19 protein-coding genes are annotated in these 26,125 nt (G+C 61.8%); 4 read left to right on the forward strand and 15 right to left on the reverse strand.

The genetic code is table 11. The features are described from left to right. Positions 1–179: 179 nt before the first annotated feature. From J5N58_RS19125 to J5N58_RS19160, 8 genes are all read right to left on the reverse strand, one after another. Positions 180–3,101, reverse strand: a complete 2,922-nt coding sequence (locus tag J5N58_RS19125) for an aminotransferase (RefSeq protein WP_244712306.1) — start codon at positions 3,099–3,101, stop codon at positions 180–182. Positions 3,102–3,209: 108 nt separating this feature from the next. Continuing rightward, positions 3,210–4,094, reverse strand: a complete 885-nt coding sequence (gene purU, locus J5N58_RS19130; protein ID WP_244712308.1) for a formyltetrahydrofolate deformylase — start codon at positions 4,092–4,094, stop codon at positions 3,210–3,212. A 126-nt stretch (positions 4,095–4,220) separates the two neighbouring features. Next, positions 4,221–5,528: a type III glutamate--ammonia ligase gene (glnT, locus tag J5N58_RS19135; protein ID WP_244712325.1), complete on the reverse strand. Its 1,308-nt coding sequence runs from the start codon at positions 5,526–5,528 to the stop codon at positions 4,221–4,223. A gap of 57 nt (positions 5,529–5,585) precedes the next feature. Then, positions 5,586–6,914, reverse strand: a complete 1,329-nt coding sequence (locus J5N58_RS19140) for an FMN-binding glutamate synthase family protein (protein ID WP_112829543.1) — start codon at positions 6,912–6,914, stop codon at positions 5,586–5,588. A 14-nt stretch (positions 6,915–6,928) separates the two neighbouring features. After that, complete coding sequence (locus J5N58_RS19145; RefSeq protein WP_112829544.1) at positions 6,929–7,615, reverse strand: GltB/FmdC/FwdC-like GXGXG domain-containing protein; 687 nt, start codon at positions 7,613–7,615, stop codon at positions 6,929–6,931. Between the two features lie 26 nt (positions 7,616–7,641). After that, positions 7,642–8,547, reverse strand: coding sequence for a class II glutamine amidotransferase (locus J5N58_RS19150; protein ID WP_113442981.1), 906 nt, complete (start codon positions 8,545–8,547; stop codon positions 7,642–7,644). A 129-nt stretch (positions 8,548–8,676) separates the two neighbouring features. Further along, the gene (locus J5N58_RS19155; RefSeq protein WP_425314478.1) at positions 8,677–9,660 is read right to left on the reverse strand and encodes a GlxA family transcriptional regulator; all 984 of its coding nucleotides are present in this window, start codon (positions 9,658–9,660) and stop codon (positions 8,677–8,679) included. 72 nt (positions 9,661–9,732) lie between these two features. After that, the gene (locus tag J5N58_RS19160; RefSeq protein WP_244712328.1) at positions 9,733–11,697 is read right to left on the reverse strand and encodes a GumC family protein; all 1,965 of its coding nucleotides are present in this window, start codon (positions 11,695–11,697) and stop codon (positions 9,733–9,735) included. Positions 11,698–12,121: 424 nt separating this feature from the next. Between J5N58_RS19160 and J5N58_RS19165 the strand changes: the two genes are divergently transcribed. From J5N58_RS19165 to J5N58_RS19180, 4 genes are all read left to right on the forward strand, one after another. Next, the gene (locus tag J5N58_RS19165; RefSeq protein WP_244712330.1) at positions 12,122–13,267 is read left to right on the forward strand and encodes a glycosyltransferase family 4 protein; all 1,146 of its coding nucleotides are present in this window, start codon (positions 12,122–12,124) and stop codon (positions 13,265–13,267) included. Between the two features lie 4 nt (positions 13,268–13,271). Beyond that, positions 13,272–14,402: a GumK N-terminal domain-containing glycosyltransferase gene (locus J5N58_RS19170; protein WP_244712332.1), complete on the forward strand. Its 1,131-nt coding sequence runs from the start codon at positions 13,272–13,274 to the stop codon at positions 14,400–14,402. A 117-nt stretch (positions 14,403–14,519) separates the two neighbouring features. Then, a complete protein-coding gene (locus tag J5N58_RS19175; protein ID WP_244712334.1) occupies positions 14,520–16,052 on the forward strand; it encodes an oligosaccharide flippase family protein in 1,533 nt (510 codons plus the stop codon). A gap of 32 nt (positions 16,053–16,084) precedes the next feature. Further along, positions 16,085–17,875, forward strand: a complete 1,791-nt coding sequence (locus J5N58_RS19180; protein WP_244712336.1) for an alpha/beta hydrolase family protein — start codon at positions 16,085–16,087, stop codon at positions 17,873–17,875. Here J5N58_RS19180 and J5N58_RS19185 read toward each other — a convergent pair. From J5N58_RS19185 to epmA, 7 genes are all read right to left on the reverse strand, one after another. Further along, positions 17,865–20,324, reverse strand: coding sequence for a glycosyl hydrolase 2 galactose-binding domain-containing protein (locus J5N58_RS19185; protein ID WP_244712358.1), 2,460 nt, complete (start codon positions 20,322–20,324; stop codon positions 17,865–17,867). The genes J5N58_RS19180 and J5N58_RS19185 overlap by 11 nt on opposite strands. Before the next feature lie 58 nt (positions 20,325–20,382). Then, on the reverse strand, positions 20,383–21,348 hold the full coding sequence (locus tag J5N58_RS19190; RefSeq protein ID WP_244712339.1) for a DUF1839 family protein: 966 nt from the start codon (positions 21,346–21,348) through the stop codon (positions 20,383–20,385). A gap of 8 nt (positions 21,349–21,356) precedes the next feature. Next, entirely contained in the window at positions 21,357–22,265 is a 909-nt protein-coding gene (locus J5N58_RS19195; protein WP_113424643.1) for an amino acid--[acyl-carrier-protein] ligase, read from the reverse strand. A 5-nt stretch (positions 22,266–22,270) separates the two neighbouring features. After that, positions 22,271–23,452: an acyl-CoA dehydrogenase family protein gene (locus J5N58_RS19200; RefSeq protein WP_113339308.1), complete on the reverse strand. Its 1,182-nt coding sequence runs from the start codon at positions 23,450–23,452 to the stop codon at positions 22,271–22,273. Next, positions 23,452–23,703, reverse strand: a complete 252-nt coding sequence (locus J5N58_RS19205; RefSeq protein ID WP_113339307.1) for an acyl carrier protein — start codon at positions 23,701–23,703, stop codon at positions 23,452–23,454. The genes J5N58_RS19200 and J5N58_RS19205 overlap by 1 nt, the downstream gene beginning before the upstream one ends. 190 nt (positions 23,704–23,893) lie before the next feature. Next, the gene (locus J5N58_RS19210; protein WP_244712341.1) at positions 23,894–24,934 is read right to left on the reverse strand and encodes a lysine-2,3-aminomutase-like protein; all 1,041 of its coding nucleotides are present in this window, start codon (positions 24,932–24,934) and stop codon (positions 23,894–23,896) included. Then, a complete protein-coding gene (epmA, locus tag J5N58_RS19215; protein WP_113442973.1) occupies positions 24,931–25,995 on the reverse strand; it encodes an EF-P lysine aminoacylase EpmA in 1,065 nt (354 codons plus the stop codon). The genes J5N58_RS19210 and epmA overlap by 4 nt, the downstream gene beginning before the upstream one ends. Positions 25,996–26,125 lie beyond the last annotated feature (130 nt).

A 26,125-nucleotide genomic window follows, 5' to 3' on the forward strand; every position in this document is an offset into this window, starting at 1 on the left:
AGCATCTTGCTTCCTTCGGCAGGTACGACTGCGGGCCAAGGATAAACCGGCTCGGAAAGTCCTGGGAAGACAAAATCTGCATCCGCTTGCATTGCAATGTGCGAAGCGTTGACGATTTCGAAAAAGATCCGGTGTCGACGTTATCGGGAATTAAGATTTTTTGCCGCTCCTAATATATTTCACCAGCCCTCGGAAAGCACCTTTTCCAGCATGTCCGTGAAGAAATCCGCGCTTTCCCGGCTCAGGCAGAGCGGCGGCTTTATTTTCAAAACGTTAAGATGGTCGCCGGTCGGCTGCATGATGACGCCGAGATCGAGCAAGCGGTCGCAGATCGCGGCCGTCTCCTGCGTTGCCGGTTCCAGCGTCTCGCGGTTGCGGACAAATTCCAGACCGAGATAAAGCCCCATGCCGTGTACTGCGCCGACCAGAGGAAAACGCTGGCCGAGACCCTGGAGCCGTGACTTTAGATAATCGCCGGTGTCGCGCGCATTGTCCTGCAATGACTCGTCGCGCATGATGTCGAGCACCGTCATGCCGACGACGCAGCTAACGGGACTGCCGCCGGCGGAGGAGAAGAAGTAGCCCTCTTTTTCCAGGCTGTCGGCGATTTCCCGGCGGGTGATGACGGCGCCAAGCGGCTGGCCATTGCCCATGCCCTTGGCGATGGTGATGATGTCGGGCACGACGCCCTGTTCCTCGAAGCCCCAGAAATAGTGCCCAAGCCGGCCGTAGCCGACCTGGACCTCGTCGGCTATGCAGACGCCGCCGCGTTCGCGCACCTTGGTGTAGACTTCGCTGAGATAGCCCGGGGGCAGGGGAATGCCGCCGGCATTGCCGTAGACGCTTTCGCAGATGAAGCCGGCAAGTCCGTCGCCAACGAGATCGAGAGCCTCGAGAGCCGCCTCGACCCGGGCGACATATTCGGGGGTCGACGACGGACCGCGGAAGGGGCCGCGATAGGTGTTGGGCGCCGTTACCGGATGCACCCAGTCGGGGCGGGTTTCGAGAGCACGCGGATTGTCGGCAATGGACGTCGAGACGGCGTCGCTTGCCACCGTCCAGCCGTGATAGGCTTCCAGCAGGCTGACGATGTTGCGGGCGCCGGTATGGGCCCAGGCGAGGCGCAGCGCCAGATCGACGGCCTCCGAACCGCTGTTGACGAGGAAGACTGTGTCAAGGCCCTCGGGTGCAAGCGAAGCGAGCCGATCGGAAAATTCCGCGACCGAGGCGTAATGGAAACGCGAATTGGTATTGAGCAACGACCATTGGCGACCGGCGGCGCGCGCGAGCTGCGGATGGCCGTGGCCGAGGATGGTAACGTTGTTGACCATGTCGAGATAAGCCCGGCCGGTCACATCGAACATATGCTCCTTCCAGCCGCGCTCGATCTGCGGCGGTTCGGCGTAATAGTTCTTCTGCGGCTTGGCGAAGCTTTTGCGGCGCTTTTCCAGAAGTTCGCCGCTTTGCGGCATGGGCGCATCGAGATCGATGCCGAGCAGATCCGACGGAGACGGGGAGAGCCTCGACCAGGCTGCCGCATGAGCCGGCCGAGAAAAGAGCGGCGGCACGAGATCGCCATCGCGGCACAGTTGCAGCCTTAGGCCGCCCACCGAACCCGGATGGCCCGAGACAATGCCGATCGGATCGCCTGCAGAGACTGCGGTCTGATGTTCCAGCTGGCTTTCGAGCCCGTCGATGTGCAGCCGGATATCCGGTGAGGCGATGACGAGATGGTGGCCGTCCTTCAGAAGGGTTCCGTCAAAGGGGGCGACGGCCTGCGCTTCGGCCGGTACACAGACATCCACGTGGAGCGCGAATGTGGCGGGCGCACGGGAAGAGAGGGTTTGCGTGTAGGAAAGCCGGTATTCGCCGTAACGGGTGGATGCCGCGCCGGTTTCGGCGGCGGCCCGCGCCAGTACCCGCCAGTCGATCTCGGGATCGGTCCAGTTGTTCTCGCCGAGTTCGGCGCTCAATACGGAAAGATCCGCGAGGCGGATGTTTTCCGGCGCGATATCAGGCAAAAGGCGGCCGAGAGTAACAGGTGTCCGATCCTCGATGTCAGCAAGCTGCAGGATCGCGGTTTCCATCAGGGCAAAGGGAACGGAGGTCGCGACCTCGAACATCTCCCGCTCATGGGCGGCATTGCCGATGACGTATTCATTGTCGGGATCAATGGCGAGCTGCTGCTCGGTGCTGGCAACGAGCACGCCGGCGCGTGCGACGATCAGCGGCCAAAGCGCCCGCAACTCCTCCTCGTTCAGCGGATAGATGTCGTGGAACGCGCGAATGGAGGGCAGAATGAAGAAGGGGTCGCCATCCGCGTGGTGAAGGAGAGCCGTGCAGGTCACTGCGAGGTCTGCCACCAGCCAGCCGGAGATAACGTCGCCGAAGTCGATGACACCATCCGGCCTCAGCCGACCGTCTGCGTCGGGGCGGGCGACGACGTTGTCGTCGGTGATATCGTGATGGATCGCTTGGGTGCGCAGCGCCGGAGCGAGAGGCTGAATGCGCTTCACGGCGGCGATCATCGCCTTGGCGATGCGATCGCGCCGCTCCTGATCCTTGACGGACTTGAGGAGATGCAGGGCAACCGGCCCCGCTCGCCGCAGATCCCATTGCAGGTCTCGCTGGAGGCCGGGATGGCTGAAGTCTTCCAACCCCTTTGCCAGACGTGCCGAGATTGCTCCAAGGTCCGCGACGACGGAAGGGGCGAGATATTTGCGACGGGTCAGGGACTCTCCTTCGAGGAAGGTCAGCAACCGGACCTGATAGTCTTCGCCTTCGAGGGAGAGGAAGACGATGTCGTCACCGTTTGCCGCGGCCACAGGCTGGGGGATGCGCGGCATGTCGGGAAGTGCGCCAAGGTGGCGCATGGCGGCATTCTGGGCCTCGATTTCGACCGTCGCATATTCCGCACGGCAGATCTTGAGGACGAAACGGGTCTCGCCGGTATCGATCAGGAAGTTGCGGTCCTGCTGGCTTCCGAGCTCGCGGATGACCCCTTCCAGAGCATAGTGTTCTTTCAGGATCTCGTGGGCCTGGGCGTCAGATACGTTCGGCCGCGGCAGCTCGGTGCGCTGTAGAAGAGCGGTATCCGGCATGCTTGTTTCCCCTCGTGAATCACACCTTGCGACATTACCAGAGGAAGTACGCGCGTCCATACCGCGACGCGAAGGGACGGCGGGGAGCCGTCCCTTGCCAATCAAGCGTCAGCCCATGCGTTCGGAAGCGTAGGAACCCGGGCTTGCCGGGAAGACGACCGTGCGGTTGCCGTTGATGAAGGTGCGGTGGTGGATATGGGCGTGGATGGCGCGGGCCAGTACCTGGCTTTCCACGTCGCGGCCGATCGAAACATAGTCCTCTGCGGACTGGGCATGAGTGATGCGGGCGACATCCTGTTCGATGATCGGACCTTCGTCGAGGTCGGCCGTCACGTAGTGGGCCGTCGCGCCGATCAGCTTCACGCCGCGTTCGAATGCTTGTTTGTAGGGATTTGCGCCCTTGAACGACGGCAGGAAGGAGTGATGGATGTTGATGATCTTGCCGGACATCTTCTTGCAGAGATTGTCGGAGAGCACCTGCATGTAGCGGGCAAGCACGATCAGTTCGGTGCCGGTCTGCTCGACGAGATCCATGAGCTGGGCCTCGGCCTGCGGCTTGTTTTCCTTGGTCACCTTGATGTGGTGGAAGGGAATGTCGTGATTGACGACGACCTTTTGGTAATCGAAGTGGTTCGACACAACGCCGACGATATCGATCGGCAGGGCGCCGATCTTCCAGCGATAGAGGAGGTCGTTCAGGCAGTGACCGAAGCGCGACACCATCAGCAGCACCTTCATGCGCTGCGCAGCATCGTGGAATTCGCAGTCCATGCCGAACTTTTCGGCTATCGGGGCAAAACCTTCCAACAGTGCGTCGCGGGTCGCGCCTTCCTCGGAAATGAAGCTGACGCGCATGAAGAATTTGCCGGTATCGAGGTCATCGAACTGGGAGCTGTCGACGATGTTGCAACCCGCGCCGGCCAGATAGCCGGAAATGGCGGCGACGATGCCCCTCGTGGACTTGCAGGAAACCGTCAATACATAGCTCGTCATCTTGTCATCCTCTCCTCGCCCGGAAATCCGCGCACGTGTCTCTACTCTAATCAAAAGGCGCCGGATAGATCCGACGCCATGATTCGGGAATGGCTGTTTCTCACGTGAACGGAGGCCGTGACGGCCCTAGATATCGAGTGTCGTCTTGCGTTCCCACTCGGTAAAATGGGCTGTGTAGGCGTTCCATTCATTGTGCTTGAGCTTAAGATAGGCAGCAGAAAACTCCGTTCCCATTGCGTCTTTCAAAAGCGTATCCCCGTCGTATTCGCGAAGGGCATCGAGAAGATTGAGCGGAAGGCGCGGCGCGTCCTTCACCAGATGGCCCTCCTGATACATATCGATGTCGTAGTGCGGGCCGGGGTTGGCCTTGCTGCGAATGCCGTTCATGCCGCAGGCGATGATAACGGCCTGTAGGAGATAGGGGTTTACGGCACCATCCGGCAGGCGAAGCTCGAAACGGCCGGGTCCGGGGACACGCACCATGTGGGTGCGGTTGTTGCCGGTCCAGGTGACGGTGTTCGGCGACCAGGTTGCACCCGACAATGTACGCGGTGCGTTGATGCGCTTGTAGGAATTGACCGTCGGATTGGTGATGGCGGCGATTGCCGAGGCATGCGCCATGATACCGCCGAGGAAATTCCGCCCCTTTGCCGAAAGGCCGAACTCCGCATCGCCGTCGGCGAAGACGTTGACCTTGCCGTGAGTGTCCCAGACCGAGATGTGGCAATGGCAGCCGTTGCCGGTCAGTCCCTTGAATGGCTTCGGCATGAAGGTGGCGCGAAGTCCATGTTTCTCCGCGACCGATTTGACCATGAACTTGAAGAAGGAATGCTTGTCGGCGGTTTTCAGTGCGTCGTCGAATTCCCAGTTCATCTCGAACTGGCCGTTCGCGTCCTCGTGGTCGTTCTGGTAGGGCCCCCAGCCCAGTTCCAGCATGTAGTCGCAGATTTCGGAAATCACATCGTAGCGACGCAGCAGCGCCTGCTGGTCGTAGCAGGGTTTTTCGGCTGTATCGGCTCCGTCGGAGATTTCCGAGCCGTCGGCGGAGATCAGGAAAAATTCGGCTTCCACGCCGGTCTTTACCCGCATGCCCTCGGCTGCCGCTTCCGCAATCAGCCGTTTCAACACGTTGCGGGGGGCCTGCTCGACCGGTTTTCCCTCCATGTAGCAGTCGGCGGCCACCCAGGCGACGTCCTTCTTCCACGGCAACTGGATGACCGATGAGACATCCGGCAAAGCGAAAAGGTCCGGATGGGCCGGTGTCATGTCGAGCCAGGTGGCAAAGCCGGCAAAGCCCGCGCCTTCCTCCTGCATACCCTTGATCGCCGCGGCGGGAACGAGCTTGGCCCGCTGTCCGCCGAAGAGATCGGTATAGCTAATCATGAAATATTTAACGCCATGCTCCTTTGCATAGCTTTCGAGATCCAGTGTCACTTCGTTCCCCTTTTGGATTTTATGAAGACACTTTTGGCGATGTGGCGTGGGACGTGGTCAGAAACCTCCCTTGCCGGGATACCAGCTGGTGCCCGCAAGCGGCACCTGCGCCATGGCGGCGGCTTCCATGGTGAGAGCGCAGAGATCTTCTGGCTCCAGATTGTGTAACCTGTTCTTGCCGCAGGCGCGGGCGATGGTCTGGGCCTCGAGCGTCATCACCTTGAGGTAGTTGGCGAGCCGGCGGCCGGCGACGACCGGGTCGAGCCGCTTGGCGAGTTCCGGGTCCTGGGTGGTGATGCCGGCGGGGTCCTTGCCTTCGTGCCAGTCGTCATAGGCGCCGGCCGTGGTGCCGAGCTTTTGGTATTCCGCCTCCCAATGGGGATCGTTGTCGCCGATGGCGACCAGCGCGGCGGTGCCGATCGAAACGGCATCGGCGCCGAGCGCCAGCGCCTTGGCGACGTCGGCGCCCGACCGAATGCCACCGGAAACGACGAGCTGGACCTTACGATGCATTCCGAGATCCTGAAGCGCCTGAACGGCGGGGCGGATGCAGGCGAGTGTCGGCATACCGACATGTTCGATGAAGACGTCCTGCGTTGCCGCCGTGCCGCCCTGCATGCCGTCGAGGACGACGACATCGGCCCCGGCCTTCACGGCAAGGGCCGTGTCGTAATAGGGGCGTGCGCCACCAACCTTGATGTAGACAGGCTTTTCCCAGTCGGTGATCTCGCGCAGTTCGAGGATCTTGATTTCCAGATCGTCGGGGCCGGTCCAGTCGGGATGGCGGCAGGCCGAGCGCTGGTCGATGCCTTTGGGCAGGGTGCGCATTTCGGCGACGCGGTCGGAGATCTTCTGGCCGAGCAGCATGCCGCCGCCGCCGGGCTTGGCGCCCTGTCCGACCACGACCTCGATCGCATCGGCGCGGCGCAGGTCCTTGGGGTTCATGCCGTAGCGGGAGGGCAGGTATTGATAGACGAGCTTTTCCGAGTGGCCGCGCTCCTCGTCGGTCATGCCGCCGTCACCTGTCGTAGTGGAGGTGCCGGCGAGCGTCGCGCCGCGTCCGAGCGCCTCCTTGGCATTACCGGAGAGCGCACCGAAGCTCATGCCGGCGATGGTGATCGGGATCTTCAGCTCGATAGGCTTCTTGGCGAAGCGCGTGCCGAGCACGACGGAGGTGTCGCACTTTTCGCGATAGCCTTCGAGCGGATAGCGGGAGATCGAGGCGCCGAGGAACAGCAAATCGTCGAAGTGGGGCACCTTGCGCTTGGTGCCGCCGCCGCGAATATCATAGATGCCGGTTGCCGCCGCGCGGCGGATTTCGGCCAGCGTATAATCGTCGAAGGTGGCTGACTTGCGCGGCGGGGTGTAGGGGTTGTGATAGCTCATGGCTTTTCCTCGCCTCAATACGCGTCGGCGTTGTCGATGTTGAAATTGTAGAGCTTGCGGGCGGAGCCGTAGCGCTTGAACTCTTCCGGCCTGACGCCCTTGACGCCGGCCTTTTCGAGCAGTTCGGACAGCTTTTCGAGATGTTTCGGCTTCATCTGCTTTTCGACGCAATCCGCGCCGAGGCTTTTGACCGTGCCGCGCACGAAGAGCTTCGCTTCATAGAGGCTGTCTCCCAGCGCCTCGCCGGCATCGCCGAGCACGACCAGATGGCCTGACTGGCCCATGAAGGCGGACATATGGCCGATGCTGCCATGGACGACGATGTCGATGCCCTTCATCGAGATGCCGCAGCGCGAGGCGGCATTGCCCTTGATAACGAGAAGCCCGCCGCGGCCGGTCGCACCTGCATATTGCGAAGCATCGCCTTCGATGACGACAGTCCCGGACATCATGTTCTCGGCGACGCCGGGACCGGCTGAACCGTGCACGGTGACCGTGCCGCCGTCATTCATGCCGGCGCAATAGTACCCAACGGAACCCTTCACCTCGACGGTAACGGGGCTGTCGATGCCGACGGCGACGGCGTGGCTGCCGCGCGGGTTCACCACTTCGAAGACGATGTCGTTTGCGCCTTTCTCAATCTGGTGAAGGGCGCTGTTGAGTTCGCGGAGCGGCGTTTGGGAGAGGTCAAAGACTGGCATGGCTGCAATTCCTGTCGGGTGGCGGTTCAGGCGGCCTTCTGGTGGTCCCAGAAATAGACGGTTGCCGGTTCCGGCTCCCAGATCCTGGCGTTTTCGATGCCGGGCAGGCCGACGAGTGCGCGATATTCGGAGCCGAAGGCGACGTACTGGTCGGTTTCGGCCATCACAGCCGGCTTGCAGGCGATCGGATCGCGCAGCACGCCGAAGCCGGATTTCGTGCCGACGACGAAGGTGAAGAAGCCGTCGAGATCGTCGAGGGCGCTTTCCAGTGCTTCGCCGAGATCCTTGCCCTTGGCCATTTCCGCGGTGAGATAGGCGGCGGCGACCTCGGAGTCGTTGTCGGTTTCGAAGGACATGCCTTCCCGCTTCAGTTCGCGGCGCAGGTTGTTGTGGTTCGAAAGCGAGCCGTTATGCACGAGGCACTGGTCGGGACCGGTGGAAAAGGGGTGGGCGCCGAGGGTGGTTACCGCGCTCTCCGTCGCCATGCGGGTGTGGCCGATGCCATGGGTGCCGCCCATGGCGCGCACGTCGAAACGGGAGACCACATCCTTCGGCAGGCCGGTTTCCTTGTAGATCTCGACGCTTTCGCCCGAGCCCATGATCCGGATATGGGGGCGGATTTCCGCAAGAGCCGTGCGGATTTCGCCAAGCTTGCCTTCATCGGTCTCGATGACGGCATGGGTGCTTTTCAGGGTCACGCTCGCCGGGATTCCAGCCTTGGAGAGGTCCGCTGCCAGATCGGCGAATTCCTGTTCCGGCTCGGCGGATTGGACCGTGATCTTGGCCTTGCCGGCGGGCGCGCCGCCATAGATCGCTATGCCGGCCGAATCCGGTCCGCGGTCGGTCATTGTAATCAACATGTCCGAGAGCAGGGCGCCAAGTTGGGGTTCAAGGCTCTTGTCCTTGAGGAACAGGCCGACGATTCCGCACATCGCTCTTCTCCTTCGCCAGTGTGCAATGGCACAATGGCTAGCAAAGGAAAAACGGCAAATCAACCTAAGAGAAATTTAATTTCCTACAGTGAAATTTATGTTGAATGTGACGAAGGTTCGACCGTCAATTCACAGGCTGCGGCCTTTTTTCGGCGTCGTGCCGTAGAGTTCCCGGTAGCGCCGGGCGAAATGGGCCGGGCTTGCGAAGCCGCAGGCGAAGGCGATTTCGGACACGGAAAGGGCGCTCTGCTGCAGCAGCTTGCGGGCGTGTTCGAGCCTGAGGCGACGATATTCCTGCAGGAAGGTCGAGGAGAGGTGTTCGGCGAACAGCCGGTCGAGATGGCGGGGCGTGATGCCGGCAAAGCGCGCCATGGCGTCCCGGTCGAGCGGGTGTTCGATCGTCGCTTCCATCTTCTCAAGCACCGCGAGCAGGGCTGGATGGTGCAAGCCATGACGTTCCGCGAGTGAAGCCCGCTGCGGTTCGGCCGATGAGGCGACATGGGTATGCAGGTACCAGTCGCTGACTCGGGTGGCGAAGGCGGGACCGAAACGGGCCGAGATCAACGCATGCATCATGTCGAGAGGTGCCACGCCGCCGCCGCAGGTCAGGAGATTGCGGTCGAAGATGTAACGCGCCTGCTCGGGCTTGAGGCCCGGAAAATCTTCGATGAGGGCCGGTGCGTGCTCCCAGTGAATGGTGAAGCGGTGATCGGCCAAGAGGCCGGCAGCGGCCAGCAAATAAGGTCCGCCCGAGATCCCGCCAATCGTCACGCCATCGCGCTCGAAGGCACGCAGGCTGGCGTGAACGGCCGGCCATTGCCAGCCGGAGGGATGGCCGCCGGCGATGACGAAGAGCGAATGCAGGCGATCCCGCCTCGCCGAAACCAGCGGCTCGGCCGGGACGACCGCTCCCGAAGAGGAGGGAACGAGTTCACCCGAAGGCGAGTAGACGTGGACGCGGTAGAGTTCTCGCCCGGCGAGCAGATTGACCGCCCGCAGCGGCTCCACAGCGGAGGCATAGCACATCAGGGCAAAGCCGGGGATCAGGATGAAGCCCACATCCTGCACATTGTTGTCGGTTTCCCGCATGCTGCTGTGTTCCGGACTCTTCATCGCAAGATCGTTTCCGGCAGAAAACATGAGCGCGGGAAAGCTGGCAAGGGAGACGCATGGCTGACGCGCTTCTCAGCCCGCTTCCACTAGGACGATTCCGAGCACGATGTCGCGGCTATAGCCCAGTCTTTCAAGGAGATCATCGATATCGGGGGCGTTCGTCCTGCCGATCTCCATGAAGAGGAGAATGGCATCGGCCTTCTGGACGAGTTGGGGAAGATATTTCGCTGCCGGCGTGCCGCAGGCATTGATCGCCACGATATCGGCGTTCGAGGGATGAGCGATGTCGCCGTGGTTGGAAAAGCGCCGGCTCCGGCCAGCAAGGGGCGCCGTCGTTCCGATGGCTGCGAGATGCTCGTATTTCAGGAGGTCGGCGAATGGCGCGGACCCCTCCGTTCCGGCGTCGGCGAGACCCGTCAGGCCCAGGCGGGCCGTGGAGTTGAAGCGCGTGGCCTTCGGCTTCAGCGCACCGGGTGCATAAAGGATGTCGTGGCCGGCATCGACCAATGCCTGCACGATGTCTGCCGCAACGCCGCTGGCGTGGTCGACATCGCCGACGCTATAAAAGACGATCGTTCCGCGGTGCCCGCCCGGCATGGCGGCCTGCAGCCGCTTCGCCACATCGCTGACCCCATCGCCCGAAACCTCGACCGGCACTTTTCGCCCGCTCCGGCGGAAGCCCAGAAGCTGCGCGAGCCCGGGCGACTTCCGCGTTCTCCCCAGGCCGGAGGGAATGCGGGCGAGCACCGGAAAACCCGACCGTTTCATGAGGGCTTCTTCGGAGAGGCGCCTTGCGGAAAACAATCCGCCGAGCCAGGTCAGACAGCTGCCGATGACGAAACCACCAAGCAGGATGGCGCCGAGCAGAGGCAGCAGCCCGACAGGTGCATATCCTTCAACCGGTGCGGCGGATGTCAGGATACGCGAATTCAGCGTTGCCAGTGATTGCTGGCGAGCGTATTCCTCGGCGCGGCTTGCGGCTTCTTTGTAGAGGCTGCGCGCGGCTTCCGCCTCGGTCTCGAGCTGGCGCAATCTGCTGCGGGCGGTGCCGTTGTCGACGCTCGCCCGCGTCAGTGTCTCCAGCTTCTCGGCCAGGGTGCGGGTGTTGGCCGTCGCGCGCTGATAGCTGGATCGCAGGGATTGCCGGAGACGATCGAGCTCCATCGTCATCGTTTGTCTGATATTGGCCATCTGCGTATCGATGGCGCGCATCCGGGGATGGTCGGGCCCGAGATGAACGGCAAGCTCCGACTGTTTTTCGCGCAAGGTTTCATAATGTTCGCGTAAACGCGCAATCGCTCCGGATTCGAGAACTTCGGGGATCGTGCCCTGCTCAAGAAGGTCGAGCGTCAGGTTGCGCGCCTGCTCGTATATCGTCCGCTGCTTCTCCTCGGTGTTACGGGCATCGAGCAATTGCTGGTTCAGGCTGGCGAGCTGCTGGTCTGCGAGCAATCCCACCTGATCGGCGCTGATGAGCCCGTTTTCCGCCTTGAACGTTTCCACTGCAAGCTCGGTCCTGCGAACGCCTTCACGCAATTGCTCCGCCTTTTCCGTCAAGGTGCCGGCGATGCGTCGAGCGGCTTCTTCACGGGCTTCTTTCAACTGCCGGAGATAGATAACCGCTGCGGTATCGGCGATTTTTTCAGCGCGCTTTCCATCGGGATGGCTGGTCGTGATCCTGAAGACGCTCGACCGTCCGACCCTTTCGATCGCCAGATGTGCCTTCAATCTTTCGGCGATCTGTGCCTCGCCGTCCGATGTATCTCGGGACGAGCCTTGAGGCGGGGCGAAAACGGGGTCTTTCCGGAGGTCGAGTTCCGCGGCAATACGGTCCAGAACCTGGCGCGACTGCATGACATAGGCCTGGCTGTCGAGGCTTGACGGATACGGCCGCGTGGCTCCCCCCGCAGCATCGATGCGTGCGGTCGCGAGATCGTTCGGATCGACCAGGAGTTCGGTCGTCGCCGTAAAGGTCGGCCTTTGGCGCAGGATGTGGATTGCCGCGACGATTGCGCAGAGCGCGACGGCGCAGGCCACATAGAGCAGCCATCGCTTCCATATTCCCGTCTGTCGAAAGATGCCGATACCCGTTCTCCCGTCAGATGCGTCCTGTCGCCGGTTCCGTCTCGCCCGGCGGTTTCGTCGCCGATCATGTTTCCGCGCATGTCCGGTCCCTTCGCATATGGCCGACAAGGCTGTCGCCGGTCGAAGGCGGTTTTTGACAGATCTTCGCAACTCCACACTTAACCAAGCCTGAATACAAGCTATTGCAAGTATTAACCTTGCTCGCAAGCAAGGGGGTTGAAGAGCGCGGGCAACACCTGATGTTAAGGGTTGCAGGCGTTGAGAATACGCCATCGCAAAGTGTTTTCCCGGGAGCGGCCGATGCTCGCCGGGCGAGAGAACCAGGCAGGTGAAAATGGCGTTCAGCTCGTCTACAGCCGGATCAATTCCGCTCGGAATGTCTGATGCTCCGCTGGTCGTGCAGGTCGTCCGTCAATATCCGCCAAGCCGCGGCGGGTTGGAAGACGTCGTGTCCAACCTCAGCCGTCTGCTGCTGAAACGCGGCTTTCGCGTCCGTGTCGTGACCCTTGACCGGTTGTTCATCGACCCGGAGACGACACTGCCGGCGCATGACGTGATCGACGGAGTCGAGGTGGTGCGCATTCCATGGAAGGGAAGCTCCCGCTATCCTGTCGCTCCGCAGGTTTTCCGCCATATCGGCGACGCCGATCTGGTGCATGTGCATGCCATCGATTTTTTCTTCGATGTACTTGCCTGGACGCGGCCGTTTCACGGCAAGCCGATGGTCGCGACGACCCATGGCGGGTTTTTCCATACGAAGAATTATGCGGCGATCAAGAATGTCTGGTTCAAGACCGTGACCCGGCTTTCGGCTTCCGCCTACCGTTCGGTCGTCTGCTGCAGCCAGTCGGATCTCGACCTGTTCTCGCAGATTGCCGGCCGTCGATGCGTTCTTGTGGAGAACGGCGTCGATACAGAGAAGTTCGCGCGGCTTTCGTCGCCGGCGCCCCAACGCCGCATCATCACCATCGGTCGTTTTTCCGTAAACAAGCGGCTCGACCGGCTGTTCGACACGATGTCGGCGTTGAACAGGATCGAGCCCGGCTGGATGCTCGATGTCGTCGGTTCGAATTCGGACCATAGCGAGGCCGAACTGCGTGGCGAAATCGCGCGACGCGGTCTTGAGAGCCAGGTTACCCTGCATGTCGGGCTAGAGAACACGGAAGTCCGCGAACTGATCGGGCGAGCATCGCTTTTTGCTTCGGCATCCGAATATGAAGGCTTCGGTCTCGTTGCGGTCGAGGCAATGAGCGCGGGCCTCGTGCCGGTTCTGCACATCAACGATGCGTATAACGCGCTCGGCAAGCGGCATCCCGGTATCTTCCTTGCCGATTTCGCTCGACCGGAAGAGAGCGCTGCAGCCATCCGGAAGGCATTCCTGCATCTTTCCTCCGATGCAGAAAGCGTCCGCAACGCCATGGTCGGGGCGGCCGCAACGCATGCCTGGGCGAGCGTCGCCGATCGTTACGCCGAGATTTACGAAGGCGCGCTACGCGGACGACGCATCCGGGCGGGCGCCTGACCCCATGACCGTATCCCGCATGCCCCGCCGTGTGCTCATCGTCAGCGGTCAGCATTTTGCCGACGCGCCACGCAAGGTCGATCTGCATTTCATGGCCGACGCCTTGCGCGGACAGGGCGATCACGTGGATTTCCTTACCTGCCGGCTCAGCCCGGTCAGTCGGTTCCTGAAGGACGGTCGTTACGCTTATGCGAAAGATCGGGTCGTCAATCGCTGGGTCGAGATCGGAGAGCGTTTCGAGGAATTCATCTGGTTTGCAGCCTTTCATCCGATGAATCTCAAACGGCCGCTTTTCAACCGCTTGTCGGGTTTCCTGTTTCGGCACTACGCGGATCTGCTGCCGAAGGCGGTGCGGGATCGCCTGCCTGACTACACCCATGTGCTGATCGAAAGCGGACCCGCTCCGCTGCTGACGCCGCTCATTCGCCGGAAGGCGCCCGGCGCGCGGATCGTCTATCACGCGGCAGACCGCCTGAAGACCATTGGAGTTCATCCGGTGATCGAGGAGGTGCTGGCCGAAACCATTGGGTGCTACGACCTCGTTCACATCATGGCGGAGGCCATGCGGACGGATTTTCCATCGGACGCACCGGTTCTCTACCTGCCGCATGGCATCAGCAAGGCCGTCTTCGACCAAGCGGTGGCAAGCCCCTATTCGAAGCCGCTCAATGCCGTCAGCGTGGGTGACATGCTGTTCGACGCCAATGTGATCGATACGTTGGCGGAAGCCGACCCGGACTGGACGTTTCACCTTTTCGGCAAGAAGGCGCTGCCGCTTCGGCCGCGCGACAATATCGTCGTGCATGGCGAGGTCGCCTTCGAGACGATCGTTCCTTTCATCAAATTCGCCGATATCGGCCTTGCGCCCTATCGGCTGAGCGAGGGGGCGGATTATCTCAGTCAGTCCAGCCTGAAGATGATCCAATACAGTTACTGCAAGCTGCCGATCGTGGCGCCGGCTTTTGCCGCAGCCGGGCGCAGCCATGTCTGCCCCTACGATCCGGCGGATCGGGCCTCCATCCAAGAGGCCTTCCTTCGCGCCCAGGTCTATGATCGCTCAATGATCGACCGGTCGGGAATACGAACCTGGGAAGAAGCCGTGCAGGTGATCTTTCCGGCAGACAGTCCAGGTTAACCACATTTCGAACTCATGAGAGCGTCAGGTCGCGCCAAGATAGTATTTCTCAATGATTTCCCAATAAAAGCGCTTGATGTACGCGCCCGCATGATGCGGGGCTTTCCTAGAGGCCAGATGGTGAAGCGGATCGTCGCGAATTCAGCTTTGAATGCTGCCGCAGGCATGTCCCTGCTGATGATCGGTTTTGCCTGCTCCATCATCACCGCGCGCCTTCTCGGACCCGAGGCCAACGGCATCATCGCATTCTCGCTCTGGCTTGCCGTTACGGCGGCGCTGATTGCCGAACTCGGCACCGGCATCACCTTGCTTCGGCTCCTGCCGCAGCTTCGCGCGCAGGGCTATGACGATACGGCGCGGCGGGGCTTTGCGGTCTATCTGCTGCGACCGGTGGTCCTCGCGACCATCCTTATCACGGTGCTCTACGGGGTTGTGTATTGGGTCGCGGAACACGAGCATTGGGCGACGAGCACACCGATTGTTCTGATCTTCACCGGCATTCTGCTGTTCGTTCAGTCGATCGGCGCCTTCACCAAGAACGTGCTGCTCGGTGAGCAGGATGTGGCAGCCTTTTTACGAATGTCGGTGGTTGCAGGCATATTGCAGTTTGCGGGTGTTCTGTTCGGTGCGATCTTCTTCGGCATAGCCGGAGCGCTTTGCGGCTATATCCTCGGCTTTGTCATCCAGTTCTTTTATTCGCTCAGCCTGTTCCGAAGTCCGGCCAACCCTTGCGGCATCGCGCCGCGTTATCTGGTGACATCGTCGGCCATGCTGTCGGTGCAATATATCATCGAGTCGATCTTTCTCACCCGTGTGGAAATTTACTTCCTCGAACGTTCCCATGGCGTCGAGATGGTGGGTTACTATGCGGCGGCGCTGTCGCTTGCGAACCTCGCCCTGCAATTGCCAGTCCAGCTGACCGGCAGCCTCGTCCCTTATTACTCGGAAAAGATCCATGCCAACGGGCATGGGCGCTTGCCGGTCGAGGTTTTCGAAAGCGTCGTCCGCAGCCTGTCCTACATCACCCTGCCGATGAGCTTCGGGCTTGCTGTTATCGCGCCGCGTCTGGTGACGACCGTGTTCGGCGAAGCCTTTTCGGAGAGCGGCCCGATGCTCACCATCCTCGCGCTGGTGACGCCGATCTATGTCTTCGGGCTTGTCTGTTCGCAATATCTGCTGTCGCTCGACCGGGTGCGCGCGCGTCTCGTTATCTGCTTTATCGGGGCCGTCATCATGGTCGGCGGAGCCTTGCTGGTGGTTCCCGAATTCTCCGGTGAGGGTGCCGCCTCCATCCGTTTCATCGTTTTCCTGGTCATGGCGATCCTGACGCTGCGGCAACTGGAATTCGTGGGGTCGTTGCGCGGCATGTATGTGACGCTCGTTAAGGTGACGATTGCCGCGACCCTTTGCGCAGGCGCTGCCTACGGCGTTCTCCACCTCGTTCCGGGCTTGGCGGGCCTGGTTCTGTCAATCGGCTGCGGCGCGCTCGTTTATATCGCGGCTCTCAGGCTGTTCGGCGCCATTCCGGCGGAAGATCTCGCGGCGATCGAAACCATTGTGGTGCGTCTGCCTCGACCGGCCGCGTCGCTGGCCAACGGGCTGCTCGGTTTTCTTGTCGCCAAGCCGCGTGTCTTCGAGGGGAGTAACTAACGCGGATTGCGCGTGGTTGATGGGGGAGCGCCATGAATGCCTTGTCGAAGATATCGTGTGAGAGTGTGGAACCGGTCCTGAAACCGGCTCTCTCCGCCGCTCGTCCCGTGACGTTTTCCGGCACGGTCGGCCTTTTCATGCCGCCCGCCGCGCCGCGCCTCGATCTCGCGGTATTGTTCGTCAGTCCGTGGGGGCTGGAAGAGCTCTGCCTGCACAAGTTCTGGCGGATGCTCGGCGATGGGTTGTCGGCAAAGGGTATCGCCAGTTTCCGCTTCGACTATTCCGGAACCGGCGATGCGCTCGACATCGTCGACGGCGCTCCGTCGGGTCTTGCTCGTTGGGAAAACGACATCGTCGAAGCGGCGGCGCAATTGCGCGCCTTATCCGGCTGCGGCACGATCGCCGTGGTGAGCCAGGGGCTCGGTTCGATGCTTGCGCTACGGGTTCTGGAGCGGCTCGGCAGTACCGCCGGTATTGCCTGTCTTGCTCCGGTTGTTTCGGGCCGGGCGCATTTGCGCGAATTGCAGATTTGGTCGCGTATGGTCGATGAAGGGCTTGGAGTTCCGGAAAAGGACCGTGTTCGCGATCGGACTGCGATCGGCGGGCTGTTTATGCCGGAAGACATCGTCTCCGATCTCCGCAAGGCCGGGATGCCTGAGGTTGCCGTTCGAAAGGCGCTCGTCGCCCTTCGTCCTGATCGGCCGGGCGACAAGCAGTTCGCTGAAACTCTCCGTGGCGCCGGAGCCGATATCTGCGAGATCGACTATGTCGGTTACGACGCATTCGTTTCCAATCCCCTGATCTCGGTGATGCCGGAAGGCGTTGGGGAAAGGCTGATTGCCTGGGTGTCCAGCCTGCGTGGTCCTTCGTTGAAGGATGACGCACATGCGGGGGCGATGATCGCCTCACCTGCCGAACTTGCCGGTCGGCATTTCCGGGAGTTGCCGGTTACCTTCGGGGAGAATGGCAGACTGTACGGCGTCCTATGCCAGCCGCTCGGCAAACGGAGGGGTGCGACGACGATCATCCTGGGAACGGCTTATGACAGACATGCCGGCTGGGGCCGGTCCGGTGTCGAGATGGCGCGGCAGCTCGCAAGGGAGGGGATTGCATCGCTACGGTTCGATGCCGCCAATATCGGCGACAGCCCCCCGGTGCCGGGTGGACCGAGGCAGGTCCTCTACCATCCCTCGCAGCTCGACGATGTCGAAGCCGCTCTTGATTTCCTCGAAAAGAGCGAGTTGCTGCCGGCTGTCATCTGCGGCCGTTGCAGCGGCAGCTATCTCGGGTTTCGCAGCGTGGTTGCCGATCCTCGGCTCAAGGGAGCAGTGATCGCCAATCCCTATGCCTTTCAGTGGGACCCGGCTCTCGATGTCGATGTGGTGATCCACTCCGCTCCGCGCCAGCTTCACGAATATCGCAGCCGGATGCTGAAGCTCGAGACGTTCCGCCGTCTGCTAAGGAGGGAGGTCGACGTCCTGGGCGCTGCGACCAACATGGTGCTGGCCGTCCTTCGTCGGCTGAAGCGCTACCTGCTTCCGGTTCTCAACCGCTTTTCACACAGCGGCTCGCTGCATTCCCGGATCATCGGCGAATTCCAGATGCTTCTGGACCGAAATACCTCTATCGACCTGATCTACAGCGAAGACGATGTCGGTCTCGTACATCTTGCCGAACATTTTGGCGAAGGTGGACGGGGGCTTTCTCGCTATCCCAATGTGCGGATGACGATCCTGCCGGATGCGGATCACAATCTCACGCCGGTTGCCGCGCGCGAAGCCTATCTTCGCGCGGTACAGGACATGGCGGTTCTCAAAAACTGAAACGACGCTGCGAGCCGAGATGGGAGACGGTTCCCGCCGGCATGCTTTCCCCGGACGCACCCATCGGGCGAAGGCCGATGCGTCGCTTTGCGCCCGGCGCAAGATGGAACCAGTTCTCCTCCGCGTCATGGGTCTCCGAGGAAATATGGACGGACTGGGCGAAGACCCTGGCAGATAGTTCGAGCATCCAGCCACCCTCGGTTTCCTGCAGGGAGACCTCCAGTTCTGCCGGGTGAAGGGCTGTCGTGCGGCCCTGCGGGAAGTGAAAGGCTTCGGCGAGCATGACGCCCGTTTCGCCATCCAGAAGGCGGGCCACGGTCACGTCATGGGACGGTGGGCCGAAACGGAAGGCATAGGCGGTATCGAAGAAGGCACCGAACAGATCGGTGCAGGCAATCGTTTCGCCGCTGCGGGCTGCAAGCAGCGTCTCCCGCTTACCGCTGACGACCGGATGTGCGCCTTCGCGAAGGCAGGCGACTTCGACAACGACGTTTCTTGCAGTCGCGGTATCGTTCAGCAAGTGAACGTCAAGGCCGTTGGTGCCTTCATCGGTCAATACGATCTGCAGCGGGCGGAAGGCGCGCTTCAAGGCATGCCATACGGCCTTTGGTTTTCCGGTTGAATCGATGACGCCCCAGCCGGGGCCGGGCTGAAGGTCCTGGAGGGTCCAGACGAGGGCGCCGTTGCAGGTCGATTTCGGCCTGCGCCATTCGGCATAGGTCTCGGTTACGACCTCGGCGACGACCACGCGGGAGAAATCGAGATAGCGCCCGGCATCCTCGCGGCGCAGGCGGGCGGGGTCGATGCCGTAGAGATCGCCGAGATAGTGATCGCGGACATCCTCGAAATCCCAGGGTGCTCCGCGGTCGCGCGGCACGCGCGCCTTCCAGCGGGGGTCGTGAACGGGCGCGACTGGAAGGTGCCGGTCGAGCGTTTCCTGTTCCGGCACGCTGGCGAAGGCGAGGCTCTCGGCGGCGAAGCGCACACCGGCGCGACGGGCGTCTTCCAGCGGGCGGCAATAGGCGCCGACGCCGTAATAATGGGTGACCCCGGCGTTTGGCGAAAACGGCATGGCCCCGCCGGAAGGGGAGTTTTCGACATAGGGCACATTGGGCCGGACATTGGAGACAATGCGGGGAAGAACTTCGGCGAAGAACGGTGTCTTCCAGATCCGTTCCGGCAGGCCCAGCATGGCGGCCTGCTGATAGACCTCGCTGCCGCCGCAGACGACGGCCAGCGATGGTGAGACCTGTGTTGCCGACAGCAATTGCCGGATTTCCGTGTCGATCGAAGCGATGAAGGCCTCGTCCGCGACGGGATAGTCGAAATTCGCAAACATCAGGTCCTGCCAGACCATAATGCCGAGCCGGTCGCAGAGGCGGAAGAAATCGGGGCTCTCATAGCACATGGTGCCGCCGATGCGGATCATGTTCATGTTCGCTTCGGCCGCCTTCGCAAGCCATGGAGCGTAGTCTTCCGCCGCACCGGGCAGACGAAGGATATCGGCATTGGTCCAGACGGCGCCACGGCAGAAGATGCGCGTACCGTTGACGAGAAGAGCGAAGTCCTCTCCGTCGGCTCCGCGATCGATCTCGATCCGTCTGAAACCGGTGAGGCCGAGCGAATGGCGCATGCCGTCGATGTCGAGGATGACGTCATGCAGCTTCGGTTCGCCGTGGGTGCGTGGCCACCAGGGTTGCACGTCGGGCAGGGAAAGCTCGGCCTGCCAGCGTCCTTCTGCGGTTCGTGCAAAAGCGGCTTCCCGACTGTCGCAGCCGAGGCGAAGGTTCCCGGCGGTCTCCCGCAGAAAAAACGAAACCGAAAGCGTTCCTGTCCCGTCTTCAGCAAGGCTGCCGCGGATCGAGAGATCGTCAAGGCCAGCCTTCGCCCGTATCAGGCTGATCGAGCGGAATGGGCCGACTGGATGGACATCCGGACACCAGCCGGGCATGCGCCCGAGCGCCGTGGTCCGGACGAGCCGAAGCCCCTGATTGTCCATCAGGTTGGGACGCCAGCGGGCGCGGGGGCCACGTTTAGCGAGTTCGGCTTCCAGCGCGCGGAAGCATATGGCGATTTCGTCCCGACCTGTCAGGACGATTTCCAGGTCATGCGCCTGATACATGCTTGTGGAGGAGAGCTTGAGCTCTCCGTTCAGATAGATATCGGCAATGGTCGCAAGACCGCCGAACCGCAGGATGGCCGAGCCCGGCTCCTCGCCTTCCAGGGAGCGGAAATACCAGGCGTCCTTGTCATGGAGCGAGTGGGGCTTTTCGGGATCGAAGAGACCGGCGCCGGCAAGCGCGGAGGCGACGGTTCCGGGAACCGGTGCGGGAATGCGCGCCGCCGGACGATGCACGTCGCGTGCGGTGGCATAGCGGCCCGCCTCGGTGACGAGCATCGTCCAGCCGGTTTCGAGCGGCCGCTCGTCAGCGCCGAGATAGGTCGTCATCATCTGTCAGCCCCCGCGAAATTGCAGCCGGTTCTTGTCCTTAGGCCGGATCGTGACGTCAGGAAAGCGTCTTGCCAAGTTCGCCTATCATTCTGTCCCAGGCTTCGGCAGCCGGGTCGAGGGCCGAAACAAGGGGGTCGAACTTCTTGCGCGTCACGGCGCGTGCAAGCTGGAACTGCACCGATTTCGCCATTTCCGAAATCTTCAACGCCTGCTCGACGACCGGGACGTAGCTTTCCTCGGAAAGCCAGGTGAGATGGCTTGCCAGAAGTTCGAAATTGGCGCCGAACTGGCGGAGCGTGTTGAAGGCGTATTTGTGGAAGTAGCCGAACGGACGCTCCGCGATCGCTTCGACCTGTGCCGGAAAGACGTCTGCAAAGGCTGCGATCGGGTTGGCACGGGGCCGGCGGTCATAGTGGCGGTGCAACAGTTTTGCGGCGACCGTACGCTTGTGTTCGCGGGGAACTGGCTTTGCCGGAAACTTGGCGAATTCCGTATACGGCAGGAAGGGCAGGGCGCCCTCGGGGGCGTTCAAATGGAACAGGCCGTCGAAATCCTCGCCGTCGACATGAAAGAAGCCGCCATTGTGGAAATAGTCCATGGCGCGACCGGCCATGTCCAGCCGATTGATCGCGACCGTTGTCTTGCCGTGGTCCTGCCGGTAGCCGACGCCGCGGGTGTCGGGCATGTAGAAGCTGTCCATCTCGACGAGGCAGATGCGGCCGCGCCGGATCTGTTCCGCGACATGGGCCTGGACGCTGTCGAAGATCGCCAGTTCCGTGACGCGGATGCCATAGAGCTCCTCGAGGTCCTCCAGCGGTACCTTGAAAAAGGTGAACTGGTCGCCCTCGAAATCTTGGGTCAGGGTGAAGCCCAGCATGGCTTCGGGTGCGACGTGGTGGCTTGCCAGCACCTCGATCCAGAGGTCGACATAGCAGTTGGTTTCCGGCCACATCCGGTCGCTCGCATGCAGGGCATGGGCTACGTATTTGGCCGGCTCGATGCCGGGGAAGACTGCGTTCATCGGTCGGCTCAACCCCAGAGCGCTGCGCGGACCGATGCCGGCCATGCGTCGGTGTCGAGGCCGTGGTGATGGAAGAGCGCAAGCGCGATGCGCTCGAGACCGAAGCCGACGCAGGCCGTGTGCGCGACGGTTCCGTCGGCGAGGTTGAGGCCCCACTTCGTGCCGAAGGCATCCTGATGATAGTTGAAGCTCATGCAGGCCGTCGGCTTGGCGACCGAGGTGATCGGTATCAGCAATTCGAACTTCAGGTTCTGGTCACGCTGGTTGTTGGCGAGCATCTTGCCGGCGCGGCCGAAGAAGGGGTCGTTCGCCACGTCGATTTCGACCGGCAGACCAACTTCGGCCATCATCTTGACGCCGCGGTCCATCCAGGTCTGGCGGAAATCGGTGACGTCGGCCTGCGTGCCCATGCGGACATATTCGCGCATGCGGAAGAGCTGCTGGCGGGCCGGATCGTTCGACGGCTCGTGGCGGAAGCAATAGGACTGGAGGTCGTAGAGGCCGCCGGCTTCCGGCAGGTTGCCGCGTTTGGCGACGGTCGGATAGAGCGGATAGCAGGCCGCCGGCGTCAGCACGATATCGGTCGCCTTCTGCTCGGCCGTCCAGTCGCTGCCTTCGTCCATGCATTTCAGAAGGCTGACGTGATCCAGTTCGCAGCCGCAGAAGCTGTGCACCGTGCCCGCAAGCTGCGGGAAGCTCTTCATGTAGCCGCTCTTTTCGAAATAGGCCCGGTTCATGCCGGGCGGAAAGCGGATCGCTTCCGCGCCGTCGGCAGCGCCATAGCGGTCGATGAGGCGTTCGAACGCCGCGATCACGCCTTCGAAGCGGCCGCTGCGGCCGTAAAGGCCGTCGACACCGGTTTCGATCAGGAGACCGCTTTCGAAGAGGCGGTCGAGAAAGCTTACCTGCATATCCATGGCTTTTACCCCAGCAATCCGGTTTCCTGCTTGTGAACGAGCAGCATGGTGGAGGTGTTGGCGAGAATGCGATCGTTTGAGATCATCAGTTCCGCCGAGTGGGCGTCGCGCAGGTGGCGACCGAGGCTGTAGGGCGTGCCGTTCTTGTAGCCCATGATGCCGCAGATACGCATGGCCTGGTTGATGACCGGCAGGATCATCTCCGAGGAGGCGATCTTGACGTTGTTCATCGCCACCGCGAAGCCCATCGACGACAGGCGGTCGGGGTCCCTGCGCGCGGCTTCGAAGGTTTCGAGGCCGGTTACGATGTTGGCGCGGATCACCTGCAACTGGCTCGACATCTCCGCGAGCTGCACGAGGCCGGGAGGCTGCGTGCCCGGTGCCTTGCGGGCGGCGGTACGGACGAAGTTTTGGGCGCGGGCGAAGGCATCGACGGCGATGCCGTACCAGAGGGCGCTCCACAGAAGGTGGGCGTTCGCCAGCATCGACTGTGCCGCGATTTCAGCGAAAGGCAGCGGCAGGATCTGTTCGGCCGGAGCTTCCCCGCGGAAGATGAAGCCGTCCGAGCAGGTGCCGCGCATGCCGAGCGTATCCCAGGTCTGGGTGTGCTCAAGCGTGTACTGATCCCTGGTGAAGACGGTCATGACCTGGTCGGTGGACGCCGCATCCTTGTGGCTGCGGGAGGTAATCAGGATCGCGTCGGCATCCGCGCCGTAGGAAATGACGGTTGCGTCCTTCTCCAGGCGGCAGACGCCGTCCTCGACCTCGATGGCGCAGATGCTGTTGCGCATGTTTCCGCCGATGCCGGCTTCCGTGGTGGCGGAGCCGAGCAGGAGCTGTTCGGCGACGACGCGGTGCATGAAGGCGCGATGCCATTCGGCGTCCTTACCATGGGAGACGAGGCTCGACGTCTTGATCTGGTGCATGGCGAAGATCATCGCGCTCGATGCGCAGGATTGCGCCAGCAGGGTGCAGGCCTCGGCGATCTCGGCGTGGGAAATCCCCTCGCCACCGAATTCGACCGGGATCATGATGCCGAGCAGGCGTTCCGCCTTCATGGCATCGATTGCCTCGCGCGGAAAGCGTCCCGCCTTGTCGACGTCATCTGCGTAGGCGGCCGCCACGGCCGCAACGCGTGTCACCCTGCTTTTCAGGCTCTTGTCGATCGATCTTGCCGAGAGGTCCATTACGCGACCTTTCTGTCTTCCAGAATCGTCGAGAGAGTGGCCTCGATCGCGGCGATGCTGGCGAAGGATTTGCGGTTGAGCAGGTGGTCGGGGAATTCCAGATCGAAGGCCTCTTCAAGGCCAAGCATCAATTGCACGGAGGCGAAGGATGAAAGACCGGCCGCATAGAGATCGGCCTCATCGGAAATCGCTTCGACGGATATTGACAGTCCACCAACCTTGGCCAGCAGAGAACGAATGGTTTCGTTCATGTTTCTCCCCTTCCTTTACATGAATTTCAAAATTTCGGGGAATTTTTACTGCAGCAGGGCATAAGATTCCGCTAAGTCACGTAGTTAAACAAACGTGATTACCTCTCATCAATTTGAAGGAATTGTATGAAGGGGTCCGGAAAAGTCTTTCACAGGAGGAAACTTGCCGTGGCGGTTTTGCCCCCGTCGCTCAAGGATAGCGATGGGTTGTCCCATTTCGGTCCAGTATTTCGAAAACGCCTTCATCCGTTTCGTGGATGGCGCCTTCGCCGACCGCGACCTTGCCGTGACCGCCCGGCAGGTCGAGAATATAGGTCGGAATGCAGAGGCCCGAGACCCGGGCGCGAAGCTTGCGCATGATGGCCTGCCCCTCGGAGATCGGCAGTCGAAAGTGCCCTGTTCCGGGCGCCATGTCGGGATGATGCAGGTAATATGGTTTGACCCGGGCCTCGACGAAAGCGCGCATCAGTTCCGCCAGAATTTCAGGATCGTCGTTGACGCCGCGAAGCAGCACGCTCTGGCTGACCATAACGATCCCCGCGTCGGCTAGCCGGCCGCAGGCCTCCCGTGCCGCCTTTGTCATCTCGCGCGGATGGTTGGCGTGGAGTGCCAGATAGACGGTCTTTTCGCCGGCCTTCAGCGCCTCGATCAGTTCGGCAGCGATGCTGTCAGGATTGACGACGGGCACGCGGCTGTGAATGCGGACGATCTTCACATGCGGCATCGAGGCGAGCTCGACCATGATGGTGCGGAGCCGGCGAGGCGACATCACCAGCGGGTCGCCGCCGGTCAGGATCACTTCCCAGATCTCGTCATGGCTGCGGATATAGTCGAGGGCTGCGGTGAGCTTTTCCGAGCTCAGGTTGCCGTCTCCCTGTGGTCCAACCATCTCACGACGGAAGCAGAAGCGACAGTAGACCGGGCAGACATGCACGGCCTTCAACAGCACCCGGTCGGGATAGCGGTGAACGATGCCTTCGACGGGCGTATGAGCGTGATCGCCGATCGGGTCGTCCCGTTCGCCTTCGGCTTCAATCAACTCGGCTGATGTCGGTACAAACTGGGCGGCAATCGGGTCTGCCGGGTCCGCCGGGTCGATCAGGTTGACGACCGTCGGCGTCAGCGCGACGGCATAGCGATCCGCGACCTGTCGGATGCCGGAAGCGTCGGAGGCCGGCAGCAGCCCGGAGGCGACGAGATCGTCGACGGTGCGCAGGGTGTTTGCGCTCAACGGGTGACCTCCGCGACCGGAGCCCACATGACCTGTTCGATCCTCAGTGCGCCGGTTGCCAGCATCACAAGACGATCGAAGCCGAGCGCGACGCCGGAGGCTTCCGGCATGATCGCCAGCGCATCAAGGAAATCCTCGTCCAGCGGATAGGTCTCGCCGTAGATACGCTGCTTTTCCGCCATCTCGGCCTGGAAGCGGCGGCGCTGTTCGGTTGCATCCGTGAGCTCCCCGAAGGCGTTGGCGAGTTCGACGCCGCAGACATAGAGTTCGAAGCGTTCGGCAACGCGCGGGTCGCGGGCGGACGGACGTGCAAGGGCAGCTTCGGCAACCGGATATTCATCGAGAATGGTGGCACGGCCGAAACCGAGATGCGGCTCCACCTTTTCCACGATCACACGGCTGAAAAGGTCGGCCCATGTGTCGTCTTCGGCGATGCGAATGCCGGTTCGCTTCAACTCCGCGGCGAGGCGCTCGCGATCCGTCGCGCCGCCCGGCTCCACCGAGGAGAGGAGATCGATTCCCGCGTAGCGCTCGAAAGCACTGGCGACCGACAGTCTTTCCGGCTCGGCAAAGGGGTCGCATTCGCCGTTGCGGAAGACAAAACGGCTGGTCTTCGCAACGTCGGCTGCGAGTGCAAGGATTTTAGCACAATCCGTCATCAGCCGCTCATAGCTCTCACCGGTGCGGTACCATTCCAGCATGGTGAATTCGGGATGATGCAGCGGTCCGCGTTCGCGGTTGCGATAGACATGGGCGAAGCAGGCGATCCGCGGTTCGCCTGCCGCCAGCAGCTTCTTGCAGGCGAATTCGGGCGAGGTGTGCAGGTAAAGTGGTGCCGCCTCGCCGTCGTTGCCGATCGCCTCGGTCGCAAAGGCATGCAGATGCGCCTCGTTACCGGGAGAAACCTGCAGCGTGGCGGTGTCGACCTCGATGAAGTCGCGAGCGGCGAAATAGCCGCGCAACGCTGCCTGAATTGCGTTCCGCCCGAGAAGGAAGGGCCTGCGATCCGCATGGATCGAAGGCATCCACCAGGAAGGAGAGGCGGGGCTGCGAACGCTCATTCAGGCTTTCTCTGTCCTTGTTGCAACACGGGCTGGCTATTTCGCCGATTTTAGGTTAGTTGCGCCCAAGAAATTTGAAGACGTCATACGGACGGCGGGTCGTCCTTTACGACGGCTCACAGGCAGATAC

The organism is Paenirhizobium cremeum, from assembly GCF_022884085.1.
Lineage (GTDB): Bacteria > Pseudomonadota > Alphaproteobacteria > Rhizobiales > Rhizobiaceae > Allorhizobium > Allorhizobium cremeum.